General features: G+C 66.5%; 12 protein-coding genes and 1 tRNA gene. 8 read left to right on the top strand and 5 right to left on the bottom strand.

What is annotated here, in order from left to right:
* The first annotated feature begins 25 nt into the window (after positions 1-25).
* The 8 genes from ACIGJB_RS13040 to cls all read left to right on the top strand — a co-directional run bounded on the left by ACIGJB_RS13040 (position 26) and on the right by cls (position 10,231).
* Entirely contained in the window at positions 26-916 is an 891-nt protein-coding gene (locus ACIGJB_RS13040; RefSeq protein ID WP_483730209.1) for an NAD(P)-dependent oxidoreductase, read from the top strand.
* 160 nt (positions 917-1,076) lie between these two features.
* Positions 1,077-1,161, top strand: a tRNA-Leu gene (locus tag ACIGJB_RS13045).
* Positions 1,162-1,397: 236 nt separating this feature from the next.
* Positions 1,398-2,186, top strand: coding sequence for a class I SAM-dependent methyltransferase (locus ACIGJB_RS13050; RefSeq protein WP_483730210.1), 789 nt, complete (start codon positions 1,398-1,400; stop codon positions 2,184-2,186).
* Between the two features lie 174 nt (positions 2,187-2,360).
* Positions 2,361-3,113 (top strand): metalloprotease LoiP, encoded by a 753-nt coding sequence (gene loiP, locus ACIGJB_RS13055; RefSeq protein WP_483730211.1) that lies wholly within the window; start codon positions 2,361-2,363, stop codon positions 3,111-3,113.
* Positions 3,114-3,387: 274 nt separating this feature from the next.
* Entirely contained in the window at positions 3,388-5,082 is a 1,695-nt protein-coding gene (aspT, locus tag ACIGJB_RS13060; protein WP_483730212.1) for an aspartate-alanine antiporter, read from the top strand.
* Between the two features lie 108 nt (positions 5,083-5,190).
* Positions 5,191-6,876 (top strand): aspartate-alanine antiporter, encoded by a 1,686-nt coding sequence (aspT, locus tag ACIGJB_RS13065; RefSeq protein WP_483730213.1) that lies wholly within the window; start codon positions 5,191-5,193, stop codon positions 6,874-6,876.
* Positions 6,877-6,987: 111 nt separating this feature from the next.
* On the top strand, positions 6,988-8,613 hold the full coding sequence (locus ACIGJB_RS13070; protein ID WP_483730214.1) for a bifunctional aspartate transaminase/aspartate 4-decarboxylase: 1,626 nt from the start codon (positions 6,988-6,990) through the stop codon (positions 8,611-8,613).
* A 148-nt stretch (positions 8,614-8,761) separates the two neighbouring features.
* The gene (gene cls / locus ACIGJB_RS13075; protein WP_483730215.1) at positions 8,762-10,231 is read left to right on the top strand and encodes a cardiolipin synthase; all 1,470 of its coding nucleotides are present in this window, start codon (positions 8,762-8,764) and stop codon (positions 10,229-10,231) included.
* A gap of 181 nt (positions 10,232-10,412) precedes the next feature.
* On the opposite strand, the gene hutG is transcribed toward cls, so the two are convergent.
* From hutG to hutU, 5 genes are read right to left on the bottom strand one after another with little or no spacing between them, the layout of a single operon-like run.
* Positions 10,413-11,225, bottom strand: coding sequence for an N-formylglutamate deformylase (gene hutG, locus ACIGJB_RS13080; protein WP_483730216.1), 813 nt, complete (start codon positions 11,223-11,225; stop codon positions 10,413-10,415).
* 51 nt (positions 11,226-11,276) lie between these two features.
* Positions 11,277-12,683, bottom strand: coding sequence for a formimidoylglutamate deiminase (locus ACIGJB_RS13085; RefSeq protein ID WP_483730217.1), 1,407 nt, complete (start codon positions 12,681-12,683; stop codon positions 11,277-11,279).
* A gap of 4 nt (positions 12,684-12,687) precedes the next feature.
* The gene (gene hutI / locus ACIGJB_RS13090) at positions 12,688-13,959 is read right to left on the bottom strand and encodes an imidazolonepropionase (RefSeq protein ID WP_483730218.1); all 1,272 of its coding nucleotides are present in this window, start codon (positions 13,957-13,959) and stop codon (positions 12,688-12,690) included.
* Positions 13,956-14,549 carry a HutD/Ves family protein gene (locus ACIGJB_RS13095; protein WP_483730219.1) on the bottom strand — a complete coding sequence of 198 codons (594 nt, stop codon included), beginning with the start codon at positions 14,547-14,549 and terminating at the stop codon, positions 13,956-13,958. Before ACIGJB_RS13095 ends, hutI begins: the two co-directional genes overlap by 4 nt.
* Positions 14,546-16,246 carry a urocanate hydratase gene (gene hutU / locus ACIGJB_RS13100; protein WP_483730220.1) on the bottom strand — a complete coding sequence of 567 codons (1,701 nt, stop codon included), beginning with the start codon at positions 16,244-16,246 and terminating at the stop codon, positions 14,546-14,548. The genes ACIGJB_RS13095 and hutU overlap by 4 nt, the downstream gene beginning before the upstream one ends.
* Between the last annotated feature and the right edge of the window lie 89 nt (positions 16,247-16,335).

Raw genomic sequence — 16,335 nt, forward strand, 5'->3', positions numbered from 1 at the left:
GACCGGACTGAAAAGGAAACACCGCATGACCACCGCCAATCCACAATCCTCCGCACGCACCGTCGCCTTCATCGGCCTGGGCGCCATGGGCTCGCACATGGTCCGCCACCTGCTGGCCGGCGGCCACACGGTGCGCGCCTTCGTGCGCCGCCCAGAAGCGGCCGAGGCCGCGCGCGCGCTGGGCGCCGAACCGTTCTTCACGCCCGCCGAAGCCGCGCGCGGCGCCAGCGTGGTGTTCACCAACGTGACCTCGTCCGAGGACGTGCGCGGCGTGCTGCTGGGCGAGAACGGCGTGATCCACGGCGCCGCGCCCGGCACCGTCTGCATCGACCACAGCACCATCTCGCCGATCGTCACGCGCGAAATCGCCACGGCATTGGCCGCACGCGGCATCGACATGCTCGACTGCCCCGTATCGGGCGGCACCATGGGCGCCGAGGCCGGCACGCTTACCATCATGGCCGGCGGCAAGCCCGAAGTGCTGGAAGGCGTGCGCCCGCTGCTGGCGCTGCTCGGCAAGACCATCACCCACATCGGCGACCACGGCGCCGGCCAGGTGGCCAAGCTGTGCAACCAGATCGCGCAGGTGGTCAATATCGAAGGCATCGCCGAGGCCATGCGCTTTGCGTACGCGCAGCAGGTCGATACCGCACGCGTGTTCGAGGCCATGTCCACCGGCATGGCGGGCAGCCGCATGCTCGACATGATGGGCCCGAAGATGGTCGCGCACGACTTTGCCGCCGGCATCGAGGCACGCCTGCATGACAAGGACTTCGGGCTCGCGCGTGATATCGCGCAGGAAATCGGCCTGAAGTTGCCGGCCATGGAGGCCACCTCGGGGCAACTCCAGACGCTGATGGAAAAGGGCTGGGGCAAGGACGATACCTCGTCCTTGCTGCGCGTGCTGGAAAGCTGAGCGCGCCGGCCACGCCCTGGCGCCCGCCAGCGTCAGGGCGGCCCGCAACCACCGCACCAACGCCCGCCGGGGCCGCTGATGCGTGCTACAGCTTGTCGGCTGGTGCGATTTCCGGCATAATTCGCGGCTCAGCGCGGTGCCGATTCAGGCGCCCACACCTGCCCGGGTGGTGAAACAGGTAGACGCAGGGGACTCAAAATCCCCCGCCGCAAGGCGTGTCGGTTCGAGTCCGACCCCGGGCACCAAATCTTTCCTACGTCGTTTTCTTTCCCTCAGCTTCGCAATTCAGGCAAGCCGTCCCCGATGCAGGACCGCATGCTCGCTCGCGCGCCCATCGCCGCAGCAACCGCTTAAAACCCATCCACCCGTTCTGCGGCCTTCCGCACAAACCTCATCAGTCTTTGGGATGAAGCCGCCCCTTATTGTTACTAAGCTCAAACATCCGGACCCCTTCCACATCTGTCCCCAGACAGGAGGCAACATGACGACGGCAGCCACTTCCCCACGTTCCGTGCTGGCGCAACGATTCAAGCAACGGCTGAAGCCCTTGATGCCTGCGTGGATCCTGAAATTCCACCGCGACCGCGTGATCCGCAGGGAAGGATCGTTGTACGAGGGCAAGTCGCTGGGCGAGGTGTTCACCCATGTGTATGAAACCGGCGCCTGGGGCGTGGCGGAAGACCAGTCGGGGTTCTACAGCGGCAGCAGTTCCCATGATCCGAAGATCGTCGACCCGTATGTCCAGGCCGTGACTGAGTACCTGAGCGCGATGCCGGAGCGGCCGTCCGTCGTCGACCTGGGCTGCGGCGACTTCAACGTGGGCAAGCGCATCCGCGCCGTGTGCGGGCGCTATATCGGCTGCGATGTCGTGGACGCAGCGGTCCAGTCGAACCGGTCGCGGTTTGCCGATCTCGACGTGGATTTCCGCTGCGTCGACATCACGACCGACCCGCTGCCCGCGGGCGATATCGTGTTCCTGCGCCAGGTGCTCGATCACCTGGACAACGCGCGCATTGCCACCGTGCTGTCGAAGCTGGTCCCATACAAGGTGCTGATCCTGACCGAGTACCTGCCGCAGAGCGCGAACTTCACGCCCAATCTGGACAAGACGATCGGCTCGCACCTGCGCCTGTTCGGCGCGCAGCCGAGCGGGCTGGTGCTGACCGCGCCGCCGTTCAACCTGAAGGTGCGGTCCGCGCGGATCCTTTGCGAGGTGGCCGATAGCGGTGGTGTCATCCGCACCATCGCCTACGAACTGCCGCGAATCTGAGCCGTCGGGAGCCGTCCCCGCAATGTGCGCGAAACGGCCCGAGGCCCGCTGAAAAAACGCTCCACGTCACAGGACGCGCGCGCTGGCGCGTCCGTGTCGGACAAACTCCACTGGCGCATTCGCTCCCGGTTTTCCTATGCTATGCATTGGTCAATTCCGCCCTGGAGCCGAACCATGACGCGAATCGCGCGAGTTGCCGTCCCTGCCGTGGTCTGCGTGGCCTTGCAGGCCGGCTGCGCCAACATGAACATGGACAGCATGACGCAAGCCGGCGGCAGCCTGTTCTCGGCAGCCTCGCTGACCGACGCCAACGTCAAAACCTTGTCCGACCAGTCCTGCGCGGAAATGGACAAGAAAAACACCATTGCCGCGGCCGACAGCCCCTACACCAAACGCCTTGCCAACGTGATGAGCGGGCTCGGCAATACCGGCCTGCCGCTCGACGCCAAGGTGTACATCACCAAGGACGTCAATGCCTGGGCCATGGCCAACGGCTGCGTTCGCGTCTACAGCGGCCTGATGGACCTGATGAGCGACGACGAAGTCCGCGGCGTGGTGGGCCACGAGATCGGCCACGTCGCGCTGGGGCATACGAAGCACGCCATGCAGGTGGCGTACAGTACGTCGGCCGCACGCGGGCTGCTCGGCTCGCTAGGCAGTCCGACGCTGACCGCGCTGACCTCGTCGCAAATCGCGGACCTGGGCGAACAATTCATCAATGCACAGTTCTCGCAACGGCAGGAAAGCGCCGCCGATGACTATTCGTTCGACCTGCTCACCAGGAACGGTGCCAACCGGCAGGCGCTGGCCTCCGCGTTCCGCAAGCTGGCGGCACTCGATGGCGGACAGTCCAGCATGCTCAGCAGCCACCCCGGCTCGCTGGAGCGTGCCAAGCACATCGACGCACGGCTCGCCGGCGGCAAATAGCCGTTTGCTGTTGCCATTGCAGTGCCGCACCCCATTCGGGTGAGAGTCACAGGGTCCGCCGCGTGCTGCCGCGCGGCGGCCATTGACGGCCTTTAATTATTTAATTCACGGATAAAAGCTTTCAGTACGCCTGCTGCAAATCGACAGTGATAATCCATCACGCTGCATCCCCTGCGGATGCTGATGCGTTCTGGCCAAACGGCCGCGTTTCAGGCGGCCCTGCGCAACGCACTTCGCGCCACGCCGCACGCCCCAAGGATATCGCTGCCGCGCCATGGAACTGCTTTCAGGCCTGCTTGCCTCGCAACCGGAAATAGCGCTGTTCCTCGCGCTTGCGGTCGGCCATGCCATCGGCGCGATCCGCTTCGGCCCGTTCCAGCTCGGCGGTATCTGCGGGACGCTGATCGCTTCGCTCGTGATCGGGCAAAGCGGCGCGCGCCTCGACGACGACGTCAAGAACGTGGCGTTCGCCGTATTCATCTTCGCGCTGGGCTTCACCGGCGGGCCGCAGTTCTTTGCCAATGTCGGGCGCGAATGGCGCATCGGCCTGCTCTCGCTCGTGGAAGCCTTTGTGCTGCTGGCACTGCTGGCCATTGCGGTGCCGCTGCTTGCGCTGGACCAGGGCACCGCCGCGGGCCTGCTGGCCGGCGCCGCGACGGAATCCGCCGTGATCGGCACCGCGTCCGAAGCGATTTCGCGGCTGGACATTTCGCCGGAACAGATACGCGTCCTGCAGACCAATATCGTCACGGCGTACAGCGTGACCTACCTGTTCGGCCTGATCTCGATCGTCCTGTTCACCAGCCAGCTGGCGCCGTGGCTGTTGCGCGTGAACCTGCGCGAGTCCGCCGAAAAACTGTGGCACAAGCTCGGCGGCGAGAACGACTTGGGCGCAGGCCAGAGCAGCGCGTTGCCGCTACTGGTCGCGCGCGTGCTGCGCGTCGACCACGTGGCCGGCAAGACGGTGCTCGATACCGAGAAGCTGGTCGCGCTGGGCGTAACGATCCGGCGTGTACGGCGCGACGGGAACACGTTCCGGCCGACCCCCGACGAGATCCTGCGCGGCGGTGATGTGGTGCTCGCCGTTGGCCGGCGCGATGCCATGGTGGCCTTCGCCGGACTGGTCGGCCCCGAATTGCCGGAAGAGCCCGGCATGGACGCGGTGCAGAGCGAACACGACGTCCTGCTCACGCGGCGCGAGATCGTTGGTCTCACGCTGGCACGCCTGCGCCAGATGGCCGATGTCGGCATGGGACGCGGCGTCTATATCCAGCGCATCGCGCGCATGCAGCACGGCGTTCCCGCCTTGCCCGAAACCGTGCTCGAGCGCGGCGACGTGCTGACCCTTGCGGGCCCGCAGGAGGCCGTGCAGCGCGTGGTGCCGGAACTCGGCTACACCATCACGCCGACCATCAAGACCGACTTCGTGTTCCTCGGCATCGGCGTTCTGCTGGGCATGCTGATCGGGGGCCTCAGCGTCAAGCTGGGGAGCGCCGATCTCACGCTCGGCACCGGCGGCGGCTGCCTGGTGTCGGGCCTGATGTTCGGCTGGCTGCGCGCCCGCGTGCCGCTGTTCGGCTCGCTGCCCTCTTCCGCCGCCGAGATCCTGAAGGACTTCGGCCTGGCCACCTTCATTGCGGCGGTGGGCCTCTCCGCCGGTCCTGACGCGATCAAGCTCATCCGCGAATATGGCCTGGTCCTGCCGGTGGCGGGCATCCTGGTCTCGGTGGTGCCGGCCGCGATCTCGCTGTTCATCGGCCATCGCTGGCTCAAGCTCGACACGCCCATCCTGCTCGGCGCCGTTGCCGGACAGCACTGCAGCACGCCGACCATCATGGCGCTGACCACCGCGGCCGGCAACGGCACCCCGGTAATCGGCTACACGATCACGTACGCGATCTCCAATGTCCTGCTGCCGCTGCTGGGCCCCATCTCGGTGGCCGTGGCCGGCGCGCTGGCAACACATTGAAAGACGCGGCACGAGAGAGGCCGCGCGAGAGAACTGTCCCTGCAAGACCCCGGCAGCAGCTTGTCGAAACGTCGTCTCTACTCGCATCGATTGCTTCAGGAGGGCACCATGGAATGGTTGCATGACATCTTCCAGAAATCGCCGGAATCAGCGCTATTCCTTGCGCTGGCCGTTGGCTACGCCATCGGCAAGATTACCTTCGGGCGCTTCCAGCTTGGCGGCGTGGCCGGCTCGCTGCTGGCCGCGGTGGTGATCAGCCAGTTTGGCGTGCAGATCGACAATGGCGTCAAGGCCGTGATGTTCGCAGTGTTCATCTACGCCGTGGGCTACGAAAGCGGCCCGCAGTTCTTCAACTCGCTGAACCGCAGCTCGCTGCGCGAGATCGCCATGGCAGTCTTCATGGCGGTGTGCGGCCTGGTGACGGTGGTGGTCCTGGCGAAGATCTTCGATCTCGACAAGGGCATTGCAGCGGGACTTGCCGCGGGCGGCATGACGCAGTCGGCCATTATCGGCACCGCGGGCGATGCCATCACCAAGCTCGGCCTGCCGCCAGAACAGGTCAAGCAGTTGCAAGCCAACGTCGCGATCGGCTACGCCGTCACCTACGTATTCGGATCGCTGGGCGCCATCATCGTCTGCGTGAACATCCTGCCGCGCTTCATGAAGGCCGATCTCAAAGCCGACGCCAAGAAGATGGAAGCGAAGCTGCATGGCGGGTTGCCGCAGTTCGGTCCGGGCCAGCGTGGCGCACTGCCGCGACTGACGGGCCGCCTGTTCCGCGTCACCGATGCCGCCGGCAAGACCGTTTCGCAAATCGAGATCGGCGGCGAGGACTTGGTGACCGTGGAAAAGATTCAGCGCGGCGGCAAGGCCCTCGAGGTCAAGCAGGATGAGGTGCTGAAGGAAGGCGACCTGGTCCTGCTAGTGGGTCGGCGTGATGCCATGATACCGACGGCGGCACGGATCGGCGAGGAAGTGGCCGACGCGGATGGCATGGGCGTGGTCATGCAGACGCGCAAGGTGGTGTTCAGCGCCAAGGGCATGAACAACAAGACCGTGGCGGAGATCGTCGAGATCGTGGGACGCGACATGCGCCATGGCGTCTACATCGAGCAGCTCGAGCGCTATGACCATCCGCTGCCGCTGCTGCCGGAACTGAAGCTGCAGCACGGCGACATCATCACGCTCTATGGCACGCCGGCCGATACCAAGCGCGCGACCGAGATGGCAGGCTACGAGCTGGTGCCCACCGAGAAGACCGACTTCGTCTACTTCGGCGCAGGCGTGCTGGTGGGTCTGCTGATCGGCCTGCTGGTATGGCGCGTCGGCTCGATCCCGCTCACGCTCGGCGCCGGCGGCGGCGCGCTGCTGTCCGGCCTGGTGTTCGGCTGGGCCCGCTCCAAGCACAAGATGTTCGGCGCCATGCCCACGGCGGCCTGCCAGCTGCTCAAGGATTTCGGGCTGGCCGCGTTCGTCGCCATCGTCGGCATCAACTCCGGCCTGCAAGCTGCCACCACGCTGAAGCAGCAGGGGCTGACCATCTTCATCCTCGGTGCCGTGGTCACGCTGCTGCCGCTGTTCCTGACCATGTTCTTCGGCCGCTACGTGCTCAAGTACGACAACGCCGCGCTGCTCGCCGGCGCACTGTCCGGCTCGCGCAGTGCCAACCCCGCCTTCGGCGGCATCCTCGACAAGGCGGAGAGCCCGGTGCCGACCGTGCCCTTCGCCATTACCTATGCCATCGCCAACGTGCTGCTGACGCTGCTCGGACCGCTGGTGGTGGGCCTCGTATAGCGGTATAGCGGGCCCGTTGTTGCATCGTCGTCGCCCATCCTGCTGCGCGGGCCAACCCTGCCCTGCGGCCCGCCAGCGCCAACCCGACAAGCGTCTTTACAGGAGCAAGTCATGAGCAAACCGGATATCTCCAAGCTGGCCAGCCTCTCGCCGTTTGAACTGAAGGATGAACTGATCAAGCTAGCCAGCAGCGACGCCGATCGCCTGATGCTGAACGCGGGCCGCGGCAATCCGAACTTCCTCGCAACCGTGCCGCGTCATGCCTTCTGGCAGCTCGGCCTGTTCGCCATGCGCGAATCCGAGCGTTCGTTCTCGTACATGCCCGAGGGCGTGGGCGGCTTCCCGCGGCGCGAAGGCATCGAAGAACGCTTCGACCTGTTTGCGCGCGAATTCGCCGATGTGCCCGGCGTGGCATTCCTTGCGGGTGCCGTGTCCTATGTGCGCGACCAGCTCGGCCTGAATGCCGGCGCGTTCCTCTATGAGATGTGCGAAGGCATCCTGGCCTGCAGCTACCCCGTGCCGGATCGCATGCTGAATCTGTCCGAGGTCATCGTTGGCCAGTACATCCGCAAGGAGATGATCGGCAATCATCCGTTCATCGGCGACTTCGACCTGTTCGCCGTCGAAGGCGGTACCGCGGCCATGACTTACCTGTTCAACTCGATCCGCGAGAACCACCTGCTCAAGCCCGGCGACACGATCGCGCTGGGCATGCCGATCTTCACGCCGTATATCGAGATCCCCGAGCTGAACGACTACAAGCTGGTGGAGCTGTCCATCGACGCCGACCCCGGCAGCAACTGGCAGTACTCCAACAAGGAACTCGACAAGCTGCGCGACCCCAAGGTCAAGGCCTTCTTCCTCGTGAACCCGAGCAACCCGCCTTCGGTGCGCATGAGCGATGAAAGCCTGGAGTACCTGGCTTCAATCATCGAAGAACGTCCGGACCTGATCATCCTGACCGATGATGTGTATGGCACCTTTGCCGACAACTTCGTCTCGCTGTTTGCGATGTGCCCGAAGAACACCATCCTGGTGTACTCGTTCTCGAAGTACTTCGGCGCGACCGGCTGGCGGCTCGGCGTGATCGCCACGCACCGCGACAATGTCTTCGACGAGAAGATCGCCAAACTCCCCGAAGCCTCGCGCAAGGAACTGCACGAGCGTTATACGTCGATCACGACCGAGCCGGACAAGCTCAAGTTCATCGACCGCCTGGTGGCCGACAGCCGCACCGTGGCGCTGAACCACACGGCGGGCCTGTCGACGCCGCAGCAGGTGCAGATGGTGCTGTTCTCGCTGTTCTCGCTGATGGACACGCCGGACAGCTACAAGATCGCCATGAAGCGCCTGATTCGCAGCCGCAAGGCGGCGCTGTACCGCGAGATCGGCATCGCGCCGGAGGCGGACGATCCGAACGCCGTGGACTACTACACGCTGCTCGATATCGAAGCCCTGGGCGGCAAGGCGCTGGGGCCGGACTTCGTCAAATGGGTGCTGGCATCGGTGGAGCCCAACGAACTGCTGTTCCGCCTGGCCGAGGATTCCGGCGTGGTGCTGCTGCCGGGCCGCGGCTTCGGTACGCGCCACCCGTCGGGCCGCGTGTCGCTGGCCAACCTGAACGAATCGGACTACGCCAAGATCGGCCGCTCGATCCGTAAGCTGTTCGAGGAGTATGTGGAGAAGTACAACGCGGCCACCGGCAACAAGGCCGACAAGAACGTGGTGAAGAAGTAAGCGCCGCACTGGCCGGCGCCGCGAGGTGCCGGCCCCGGTTGCCCGCCGCGGCTGCCCACCGCGGTTGCCACGTATGGCCGCGGGCAGCCGGCTCTGGTATGGTCTGGGCGATTTCCGTTGCCCTCCGCCGCCATACCCGAGCCCTGGCATGCCGCTTCCGTCGTTCCTGTCTTCGCTGCCCGACCCCGCCCTGTGGTCGGACCCGCTGTTCGCGCTGACCGAGTGGGCGATCCGCCTGACCATGCTGGTCTATGTACCGCAGCGCCGCGCCCCCGCAGCCGCGCGTACATGGCTGCTGCTGATCTTCTTCCTGCCCTGGCTTGGCTTGCTGCTCTATGCGCTGTTCGGGCGCATCTACTATCCGAAATCACGCAGCGTGAAGCTGGCCCGCATCAACGGCGGCATCGAGCAGCTGCGCGAGCGCCTCAGCCACGAGCTGCCGGAAGTTCCGCTGCCCGACGGGGTGTGCCAGACCGGGTCCTGCCTGATCGAGCGCGTCGGCTCGTTCGCGCCGATGCGCGGCAACACGGTCACGCTGATGGACCGCTACGACGAAGTCGTGGCGTCAATGGTGGCCGATATCGATGCCGCGGTGCAGTCGGTGCACATCCTCATGTACATCTACGCCGCCGACGCCACCGGCCGCACGATCACCGACGCCGTGCTGCGCGCCGCGGGCCGCGGCGTGCGCTGCAGCGTGCTGCTCGACGCGCTGGGCGCGCGTGACGGCCTGAAGGCCTTCACGAGTGCATTGCGGGAGGCCGGCGTGCAGGTGGTGCCGGTGCTGCCGATGGGCTCGCTGTCAGCGGTACTCAAGGGCAAGAGCGCGCGCTTCGACCTGCGTAACCACCGCAAGATCGTGGTGCTCGATGGCCGCGTCGGCTATATCGGCTCGCAGAACATCGTCGATGCGGAGTCGATGCCGGGCCTGCCCAACGAGGAACTGGTGGCGCGCGTCACGGGTCCGGCGGTGTCGCAGTTGCAGGCCGTGTTCCTGGCGGACCGCTACCTGGAAACCGGCGACAAGGAGCTTGGCGCGGCGGATTTCCCGCCGCTGGCGCCGGACGGCCCGAGCATCGCGCAGATGCTGCCGAGCGGACCGGGCTACGGTACGCAGAACGCGCAGATGGTGCTGGTCTCGATGATCCACAACGCCATGCGCCGCGTGGTCATCACCACGCCGTACTTCGTGCCCGATGAAGCGTTCCTGCAGGCGCTGCACGTGGCGTGCTACCGCGGCGTGGACGTGCACCTGGTGCTGTCGCAGCGCATCGACCAGCGCTTCACGCAGGCCGCGCAGGAAGCTTATTTCGGCGTGCTGCTGGAATCGGGCGTGAAGATCCACCTGTACCGGCCGGCATTCCTGCATGCCAAGCACGTGACCATCGACGACACCGTGGCCATGGTGGGATCGACCAATATGGATATCCGCTCGTTCGCGCTCAATGCCGAGGCGGCGCTGGTGATCTATGACCGCGAGGTGGTGGAGAAGATGGTGCGGATCCAGCAGCGCTATCTGGCGGACAGCGATACGGTGGTGCGGGAGACATGGGCTCGGCGGCCGTTGCGGACGCGGACGTGGCAGAACCTTTGCAGGCTGGCGGATTCGTTGTTGTGAGGGTATTGGCTACGGCGAGCGCTTGCCCTCTCCCCCGCCCCTCTCCCACAAGTGGGAGAGGGGAGCAAACCCGTGGCGTATCGCAGCACGTGGCACTTGCAAGGCCGGCTTGGGATGCTCCCTCTCCCGCGTGCGGGAGAGGGGGCTGGGGGAGAGGGCCAGCGTCCCAACGAAGTGCGACTCAACGCCCTTCCACAAACCCCAGCATCGCCACCAGCATCTGCTTCAGCGACGGCTGCAGCGCCGAGGCCTTCGCTTCGTCATACGCAAACGGATACGACTCGCTCATGTACGCCGATTGCGCCAGTTCAAGCTGCACGGCATGCACGCCATCACGCGGCTGCCCATAGTTGCGCGTGATATAGCCGCCCTTGAAGCGTCCGTTCAGCACGGCGGTATGGCCGGGCACGTCCTGCGCGATCTCCAGCAGCTCGTCTGCCAGCGCCTGGTCGCAACTGTCGCCGTTGGCCGTACCCAGGTTGAAGTCCGGGAGCTTGCCTTCGAAGAAGCGCGGCAGCACCGAGCGGATCGAATGGGCATCCCACAGCGCCACGGTGCCGTGCTGCTGGCGCAGGCGCGCCAGCTCTTCCGCCAGCGCGGTGTGGTACGGCCGCCATACAGCATCGCGGCGCATGCCGATCTCGGCTTCATCCGGACCCACGCCGCTGACGTACAGCGGCGTCTTGTCGAAGGTGTCGACCGGGCACAGGCCCGTGGTGTCCTGGCCGGGATACAGGTTGGCGTTATCGGGCGGACGGTTCAGGTCCACCACATAGCGCGAATGCGTGGCCGCCAGCACCGAGGCGCCGAGTTCGCGCGCGAAGTCGTAGAGGCGTTCCAGGTGCCAGTCGGTATCGGGCACGGTGCGCGCTTCGGCGGTCAGCCGCTGTGACACGGTGGCGGGCAAATGGGTGCCGACGTGCGGCATCGATACCAGCAGCGGGCGGGTGCCGCGATGCAAGGTAAAGGCGGGGGTATCGGTAGAAAAGGACATGGTCTGTGTGAGGCTTGGCAGCACGCCGCCCCAAGGCGGCGGCTTCCGGTTTCAGTCGCCCAGCAGGCTCGCGCGCGCGGCCACGAACAGCCGGCCGGCTTCCGCCTGCAGCGGATGCGCGCCATGCTGCACGCGGCAACGGCCGGCCGTGCGGACCTCCGCTAGTGTCTCATGGCCGTGGTTGGCAAAGACGTGCGTGGCGAGCGCCTGCGCGCCATCGAGCCCCGCCAGCGCCGCATGCGCACCGTCGAGCACCACGAAATCCGCCTGCTGGCCGGCTGCCAGTCCCGCCACCGCACGCCCCGCGGCGCGCGCGCCGCCGGTCACGGCTTCCAGGTACAAGCGGTCCGCGACCTGCAGGTGCGACTCCGACGCCAGCACATTGCGCTGCTGCAGCGCCAGCCGCTGGCCGTATTCGAACATGCGCAGTTCCTCCGCCACGCTGACGCTCGCATGGCTGTCGGAGCCGATGCCCCACGCGCCGTGCTGGGCCATGTAGGGCGCCGCCTCGAATACGCCATCTCCAAGGTTGGCCTCGGTGGTCGGGCAGATGCCGGCCACGGCGCCGCTGTGCGCGAGCCGCCGGCGCTCATCCCAGTCCATATGGGTCGCATGCACCAGGCACCAGCGCGCGTCGACCTCGGCGTGGTCGAGCAGCCATTCGACCGGACGGATGCCGGCCCAGGCGATACAGTCGTCCACCTCGCGCTGCTGCTCGGCGATGTGGATGTGCACCGGAGCGGTCGGATCGATTGCATGCAGGCCGGCCAGCGCGTGCGTCAGGCTTTGCGGCGGCACCGCGCGCAAAGAATGCGGGGCCAGCCCAAGACGGGCACCGTGCTCGCCGCAGGCCGGTACCAGCCGTTCAAGCAGCTTCAGCATGGCATCGGTGTCGTGCAGGAAGCGGCGCTGCTCGGCCAGCGGCGGCTTGTTGCCGAAGCCAGCGGTCTGGTACAGCACGGGCAGCAGCGTCATGCCGATGCCGGCGCGCTGGGCTGCGCGCAGCAGGCGCAGCGACATCTCGGCCGCGTCCGCATAGGGCTTGCCATCGATGTCGCGGTGCACGTAGTGGAACTCGCACACGCTGGTGTAGCCTGCGCGCAGCATCTCGATGTAGAGCTGCGTGGCGATGGCCTCAAGCGTGTCTGGCGACAGGCGCAGCGCAAAGCGGTACATCTGCGTGCGCCAGCTCCAGAACGAATCGGCGCCGGCGGGGTCTCCGCCCTGCGCCACGCTGCGATACTCGGTCAGGCCGGCAAAGCCGCGCTGGAACGCGTGCGAATGCAGGTTCGGCATGCCGGGCAATACCGGACCAGCCGCGCGCGGCACGTCGGCCGCGGCGCATGCGCCCGCCTGTACCAAGGTCAGGCGGCCATCGGCGTCCCAGGCCAGCAACACGTCGCGAGCCCAGCCGGTGGGCAGCAATGCATGGGGTGCAAAAATGCGCGATTCGCTCATGCTCTCATGCCCTCCCGCCGTGTTGCGACGGCCCCGGATGGATGCGTCCCTGACGCACCACGGCAGCAGCCGGATTGCGGCCGAACCAGTAGGCCAGTTCCGCCGGGGAATCGACGCGCCAGAGCACAAAGTCCGCGGCACGTCCCGCTGCGAGCAAGCCATGCCGGTCCGCTGCGCCGAGTGCGCGCGCCGCGTGCGTGGTCACGCCGGCCAGCGCCTCGGGCACGGTCAGGCGGAACAACGTGCAGGCCATGTTCATCATGAGCAGGAGCGATGTCACTGGTGACGTCCCGGGATTGTGGTCGGTGGAGATCGCCATGGGCACGCCATGGCGGCGCAGCAGCGCGATCGGCGGCAGGTTCGTGTCGCGCAGGAAATAGTAGGCGCCCGGCAGCAGCACCGCCACCGTGCCCGCGGCCGCCATGGCCGCCACACCGGCTTCGTCCAGATGCTCCAGGTGATCCGCCGACAGTGCGCGATGGCGCGCGGCCAGCGCGGCGCCGCCGAGGTTGCTCAACTGCTCCGCGTGCAGTTTGACCCGCAGGCCATGACGGGCGGCGGCATCAAACACGCGCTCGGTCTGCGCCAGCGAGAAGCCGACCGATTCGCAGAAGGCGTCTACGGCATCGACCAGTCCTTCTTCGGCGAGAGCTGGCAACATGGTGTTGCAGACCAGATCGATGTAATCGTCGGCACGTCCTGCATACTCCGGCGGCAGCGCATGCGCACCGAGAAAGGTCGTGTGCACCGATACGCCGAAGGCAACGCCGAGCCTGCGCGCCACGCGCAGTTGCCGGCGTTCGGCCTCCAGTTCCAGGCCATAGCCGGACTTGATCTCGATCGCCGTTACGCCTTCGGCCAGCAGCGGCGCCAGGCGCGCAGCAGCCTGCGCGAACAGCGTGTCTTCCTCCGCTGCGCGCGTGGCACGCACCGACGACAGGATGCCGCCGCCCGCTCGTGCGATCTCCTCATAGCTGGCGCCCGCCAGCCGCATGGCGAATTCATCGGCACGCTGGCCGCCGTAGACCAGGTGCGTATGGCAATCGACCAGGCCCGGCGTGATCCATGCCCCCTCTGCATCGTGACGGGGCAGGCCGCGATAGTCGGCTGGCAGATCGGCCTCCGGCCCTAGCCACGCGATGCGGCCCTGCTCGACCACCAGCGCACCGTCGCGCACGGCGCGGTCCGGGTCGGCATCGGGCAGCAGGTGACAGCGCTGCCAGACGCCGTCGGCGGACCGGGCTTCGGGCGGGCCCGCAGCAAAAGGCGCGGTCATGGCTCGGCCTCCGTTTGCAGCGTGATGCACAGGCACAGCGAATCGTCTTCGAGCGGCGCGAGCGCATGGAATGCCGCGGTGACGCCAGTGGGATACCAGACCCCCTCGTTGGCGCGCAGCGGCTCCATCAGGCTCGCGCCGGGATCGCGCCAGGCGCCCCGCAGCACGAACAGCGCCACGGCGTCCTCGCCCGAGTTGAACGAGAAGCCATGCCCCATGGCGTGGACCTCTGCGCGGCACACGCCGCGGCGCGACATCACGTTGAAGTCTCGCGTGGCGCCGTCAATGAGCGTGGCATCCACAGCCGCATCGCCCGAGAACGCAAACGGTTCGCCGACGGTATCGAGGCGATGGTCGAAGCTGCCATCGGCAGCGCGCAATCGCACGCCGGCGCCATCGAGCAGCACGATCTGCCGGTCGATGCCCGCGAAGGCCGAGAACGGGCCGTCCGCCGCGATGTCTGCGACGCTGATGCGCCAGGCAAAGTCATCGAGTCCCGCATCGGGTGGCCACACGGCGACCTCGCGCGTGGTGCCGCCGCCGTTCTTCCACGGCGTGGGGGAAAGCGTGTCGAGTGCGAAGCGGGTCATGCGCGGTCCACCATCGGCAGGTTGAGCCCCTTCTCGTGCGCGCAATCGATGGCGATTTCATAGCCGGCATCGGCATGGCGCATCACGCCAGTGGCCGGGTCGTTCCACAGCACGCGCTCGATGCGCTTCGCCGCGGCATCGGTGCCGTCGCAGACGATCACGACACCCGAATGCTGCGAGAAGCCCATGCCGACGCCGCCGCCATGGTGCAAGCTGACCCACGTGGCGCCGCCCGCGGTGTTCAGCAGCGCGTTGAGCAGTGGCCAGTCGGACACGGCATCGGAGCCGTCGCGCATGGCTTCGGTCTCGCGGTTGGGCGAGGCCACGGAGCCGCAATCGAGGTGGTCGCGACCGATCACGATCGGCGCTTTCAGCTCGCCCGACTTCACCATCTCGTTGAACGCCAGGCCCGCGCGGTGGCGCTCGTCCAGCCCCACCCAGCAGATGCGTGCCGGCAGGCCCTGGAACGCGATGCGGTCATGCGCCATGTCGAGCCAGCGGTGCAGAGCCTTGTCCTCGGGGAACAGTTCCTTCATCTTGGCATCGGTCTTGTAGATATCCTCGGGATCGCCGGACAGCGCGACCCAGCGGAACGGCCCCTTGCCGCGGCAGAACAGCGGACGGATATAGGCCGGCACGAAGCCCGGGAAGTCGAAGGCATTCTTCACGCCCTCGTCGAACGCGACCTGGCGGATGTTGTTGCCATAGTCCACGGTGGGCACGCCCATCTGCTGGAAGGCGAGCATCGCCTGCACATGCTTGACGATCGACGGGCGCGCGGCCGACTCCACCGACTTCGGATCCTGCTGGCGCGCCTGCTCCCATTGCTCGACGGTCCAGCCCTGCGGCAGATAGCCGTTGACGAGGTCATGCGCGGAGGTCTGGTCGGTGACGATATCCGGTCGCATGCCGCCCGCCTGTGCGCGCTTGACGAGTTCGGGCACGATGTCGGCGGCATTGCCGAGCAGCCCCACCGAGATCGCTTCTTTCTTCTGCGTGGCCTCGGCGATCATCGCCAGCGCTTCGTCGAGCGTGGTGGCCTTCTTGTCGAGATAGCGCGTGCGCAGCCGGAAGTCGATGCGCGATTCCTGGCATTCGATCGCCAGCACGCACGCACCGGCCAGCACGCCGGCCAGCGGCTGCGCGCCGCCCATGCCGCCCAGGCCCGCGGTCAGGATCCATTTGCCCGACAGGTCGCCGTTGTAGTGTTGGCGGCCCGCTTCGACAAAGGTCTCGTAGGTGCCCTGCACGATGCCCTGCGTGCCGATGTAGATCCACGAGCCCGCGGTCATCTGGCCATACATCATCAGGCCGGCGCGATCGAGTTCGTTGAACTTGTCCCAGTTGGCCCAGTGCGGCACCAGGTTGGAATTGGCGATCAGCACGCGGGGCGCGTCCGGGTGCGTGCGGAACACGCCGACCGGCTTGCCCGACTGCACCAGCAGCGACTCGTCCTCGCCCAGGCGGCGCAGGCTGTCGAGGATGGCGTCAAAGCATTCCCAGTTGCGCGCGGCCTTGCCGATGCCGCCGTAGACCACCAGGTCCTGCGGGCGCTCGGCCACGTCCGGGTCCAGGTTGTTCTGGATCATGCGGTAGGCCGCTTCGATCAGCCAGTTCTTGCAATGCAGCTGCGTGCCGCGCGGTGCGCGGATTTCGCGCTGGCCGCGCTGGAGGAATTGGGATTCGTGTGCGTTCATGTCTTTGTTCTCCTTGGAAAGCGCTGTTGGCGCGATCAATCAGGCTGCTGTCACTTGGTACGTCATTGCACGTGGAAGCGCTTGCCCTC

This window comes from Cupriavidus sp. C2SS-8b (genome assembly GCF_057073745.1).

Coding starts and splice junctions, on each gene's coding strand:
- hutI (WP_483730218.1), bottom strand. CDS start 13,959: ATGACCGCGCCTTTTGCTGCGGGCCCGCCCGAAGCCCGGTCCGCCGAC.
- ACIGJB_RS13050 (WP_483730210.1), top strand. CDS start 1,398: ATGACGACGGCAGCCACTTCCCCACGTTCCGTGCTGGCGCAACGATTC.
- ACIGJB_RS13040 (WP_483730209.1), top strand. CDS start 26: ATGACCACCGCCAATCCACAATCCTCCGCACGCACCGTCGCCTTCATC.
- cls (WP_483730215.1), top strand. CDS start 8,762: ATGCCGCTTCCGTCGTTCCTGTCTTCGCTGCCCGACCCCGCCCTGTGG.
- hutU (WP_483730220.1), bottom strand. CDS start 16,246: ATGAACGCACACGAATCCCAATTCCTCCAGCGCGGCCAGCGCGAAATC.
- aspT (WP_483730212.1), top strand. CDS start 3,388: ATGGAACTGCTTTCAGGCCTGCTTGCCTCGCAACCGGAAATAGCGCTG.
- ACIGJB_RS13095 (WP_483730219.1), bottom strand. CDS start 14,549: ATGACCCGCTTCGCACTCGACACGCTTTCCCCCACGCCGTGGAAGAAC.
- ACIGJB_RS13085 (WP_483730217.1), bottom strand. CDS start 12,683: ATGAGCGAATCGCGCATTTTTGCACCCCATGCATTGCTGCCCACCGGC.
- ACIGJB_RS13070 (WP_483730214.1), top strand. CDS start 6,988: ATGAGCAAACCGGATATCTCCAAGCTGGCCAGCCTCTCGCCGTTTGAA.
- aspT (WP_483730213.1), top strand. CDS start 5,191: ATGGAATGGTTGCATGACATCTTCCAGAAATCGCCGGAATCAGCGCTA.
- hutG (WP_483730216.1), bottom strand. CDS start 11,225: ATGTCCTTTTCTACCGATACCCCCGCCTTTACCTTGCATCGCGGCACC.
- loiP (WP_483730211.1), top strand. CDS start 2,361: ATGACGCGAATCGCGCGAGTTGCCGTCCCTGCCGTGGTCTGCGTGGCC.